Here is a 2,646-nt window from a genome sequence, read left to right as displayed (position 1 = left end):
CCTCGGCGGTTCAGGCATCCGGGGCGAAAGCCGTTGCCGGACCGGGAGGTGCTGTGCGGGGTCCTGTACGTCCTGCCCACCGGCATCCAGTGGGGGACACCTCCCGCGGGACCTCGGGTTCGGCTCGGGCACACATCAGCTGGCGTCGGCCCCGGGACTGGAACGAGGCCGGCGTGTGGCAGCGGCTGCATGAAGTGCTCCTGGCCGGCCTGAGCGCGGCCGCCCGCCGCCCAACTGGTCTGCGGCGTTAAACCGTTCCGACCCCTCCCCCTGCGTCCTCGCTCTCGTCGAGCTCATCATTCTCGATCTCCAGATCGTCGACCTTGACCACCTGATCACCGCTGGAGTCAGACAGCTCCAGGCCGAGCCAGCCCTTGAGCCGTGTGTAGGCCAGACGTAGGAGGACTTCAGCACGCTGATCCATGAACATCGGATCCCACTCGTCCTCACGCTGCCCCAGTGCTCGCAGGTGCGGGAGGTAGCGCGACATGGCCGCTAGATCTTCAGTCGTCTGCGCGAAAGTCAAGCCAGAGCCGTTGAGGATCGACTTGGAGTCGTCGGCCGTCGGGGCACCGAGTGCCGCATACAGGACCCTCTTCTCGGTCCAAGGCCGTGAGCTGAGGGACGTGTTGGCAGCGCCTGGTGCCAGGACCAGATTGCCCAGCTTGTGGACGGTTTCCTTCTGGCTGTAGAACTCCTGATCCCACCCACCCGTGGCCTGCTGTGGCGTGATGTGTTCGATCGTGAGGTGTGTCTCGTCCGCCCAACCGTCTGCGGTGAAACACGAGGCGACCCCCGCCTTACCTTGGATGATCAGTCCCGGATTCTCCTGATCTTCAAGTGTGTCGTGATATGCCGCCAGAAGAAGGAAACGCGTCAGCGGGCGGCTAATTGAGTAGAGCGGCAGCGCGGAAGCAGATGCCAGGAACGATGGCAAGTTTGGTACGTCGCCGTGCTTGGGGTGCGACAAACGCGCCGCAAGTTCCTTCTTCAGCGCCTCAGCGTCGACGATCGGATCAGGCTACGACGCATCGGTCACTGCCCACTGCCGAGCGAGCGGTCCAATGCCCGTGAGCGAGTCCCCGGCCATGACCGCCCGGTACTGGCTGTCGATGTTGCCCGTGCCGCGGCGGGTTGCTCGCCAGAAGACCGTGAAAGCAGTGATTGCCTTGATCGCCTTCTCGAACTCATCGATGCGCTTGCTCCTCGCCTCCCCTTCGTCCGCGTGGACAGCCTCGGAGTAGAAGCGCACGAGCGGCGCGATGGCAATGCTGTGATTGAGCGAATTGAGGAAGGCCAGACACAACTTCACGGTGTCCGTCATGGCGGTCGCTTCTAGGCCGAATAGCGTGCGAGGAGAGTTGGCCGCGGGCTCCCACGTCTTCCCAACAAAGGCCGCCGTGTCGCTTAGGTGGCGCAAGTACGCGCTCCGATCATCGGCCGAGTCTTTGTAGCGCTCAAAAGTATCGCGCATGTAGACCCGCTGATCCGGAAGGCGCTTGGAGAGCTTCTTCCCAGTCTCTGCCAACGCGAAAGTAACCAGCAGGTCTCGGGTTGCGTTCTGAAGTTTGTCTCCGACGTCGAAATGGTCGAGGTAGCCCTGAACCCCCTTCATGTACGTGTATGCGTCCGAGTCCTGGTAGTCCTGAATCTTCTCTGCCATGACCACCCGAGGGAGGAAGGTCTCGAAGGCGGTCAGAGGCTCGCCCGTGGTGTTCAACGACTCGAAGATCGTGAAGGCGTAGTCCTCGTCCTTGCCTTGCACGACCGTCAAAGCGATGCGGTTCAAGCCATAGGCGGCAAACATGACGAGTCGCATCAGCTCAGCCTCGGGCTCGTCTTGCAACTGCTCCAGCCAAGTGCAGAGCTCGGGGTCGAGTTCGTGGTTGAAGAGCGCACGCTGGAACTCGATGCCAGTTGCAAGGGTTGCTAGCGACGGCAGATCCTCCAGCTCCTCGATAGCCTTTCGCTGCGCCAGCTTGGTCAACGCCGTACGGATCTCGTTGCACCTCTTGATGAGATCGCCTTCACCGTCGCCCGCATCCGGTCGCGCCTTCGGTTTGAAGTCCGTCGGCTTGGAGGATGCCGGCTCGCTGTCGGCTAGCACCGAGTACGTGTAGATAAGGTTGGCGATCGGCGACTCATACTTCTTGAGCTTCTCGTCCTTGGCCCACTGATCATGGAAGGCTCGAATGAGGCGCGGGTAGATCGGCGTAGTTCCGAAGTTCTTTCGCTCGTAGAACGCCGCCCCAAGCATCTGCAGGATGTTGATCGTTTCCGAGTAGAGGTGAGTCCGAGCACTATCGGCCGGATCCGGCTCCTTGCCCTTGAAGACCTTCCAGGCCTGCTGACGAGTGAGGTTGTGCAGGCCGACCAGCAGGATGAGAAGGCTCGACAAACGCTGCTGCCCATCGATCACGGTAAGAACCTTGGACGGGACCTCGGGCTTGACGATTGGCCTCACCGTGACGTGGTTGACGTCATGGATGGTGATGACGGTCCCCAAGAAGGTGAAGCTGTCCGGCGCCTCACCTAGATTCTTCAGGCCATGCAGTGAGCCTTTTCCAACCTGACGGGTGGTTGGGCTGGCAGCCCCGGCGGCGGGCATGAAGAAAGCTCCTGGTAGACGGGTTCACGACCAAGATC

At 61.6% G+C, this 2,646-nt stretch carries 2 protein-coding genes and 1 pseudogene; 1 reads left to right on the top strand and 2 read right to left on the bottom strand.

What is annotated here, in order from left to right:
- A pseudogene (locus ACFWSK_RS37590) lies at window positions 1-227 on the top strand (transposase); the annotation flags it as partial.
- Window positions 228-247: 20 nt separating this feature from the next.
- Here the strand turns inward: ACFWSK_RS37590 and ACFWSK_RS37585 are convergent.
- Both ACFWSK_RS37585 and ACFWSK_RS37580 read right to left on the bottom strand, forming a co-directional pair.
- Window positions 248-970, bottom strand: a complete 723-nt coding sequence (locus ACFWSK_RS37585; RefSeq protein WP_383796641.1) for an HNH endonuclease family protein — start codon at window positions 968-970, stop codon at window positions 248-250.
- 51 nt (window positions 971-1,021) lie between these two features.
- A complete protein-coding gene (locus tag ACFWSK_RS37580; protein WP_383796638.1) occupies window positions 1,022-2,608 on the bottom strand; it encodes a DUF262 domain-containing protein in 1,587 nt (528 codons plus the stop codon).
- Window positions 2,609-2,646 lie beyond the last annotated feature (38 nt).

This window comes from Streptomyces sp. NPDC058620 (genome assembly GCF_042717135.1).
GTDB lineage: Bacteria > Actinomycetota > Actinomycetes > Streptomycetales > Streptomycetaceae > Streptomyces.
The sequence above is the reverse complement of the archived record's forward strand: the minus strand, read 5'-3'. Positions and strand labels throughout refer to the sequence as shown.

What these genes read in the sequence shown, in the direction of transcription:
- ACFWSK_RS37580 (WP_383796638.1), bottom strand. Translation starts at nt 2,608, where the DNA reads ATGCCCGCCGCCGGGGCTGCCAGCCCAACCACCCGTCAGGTTGGAAAA.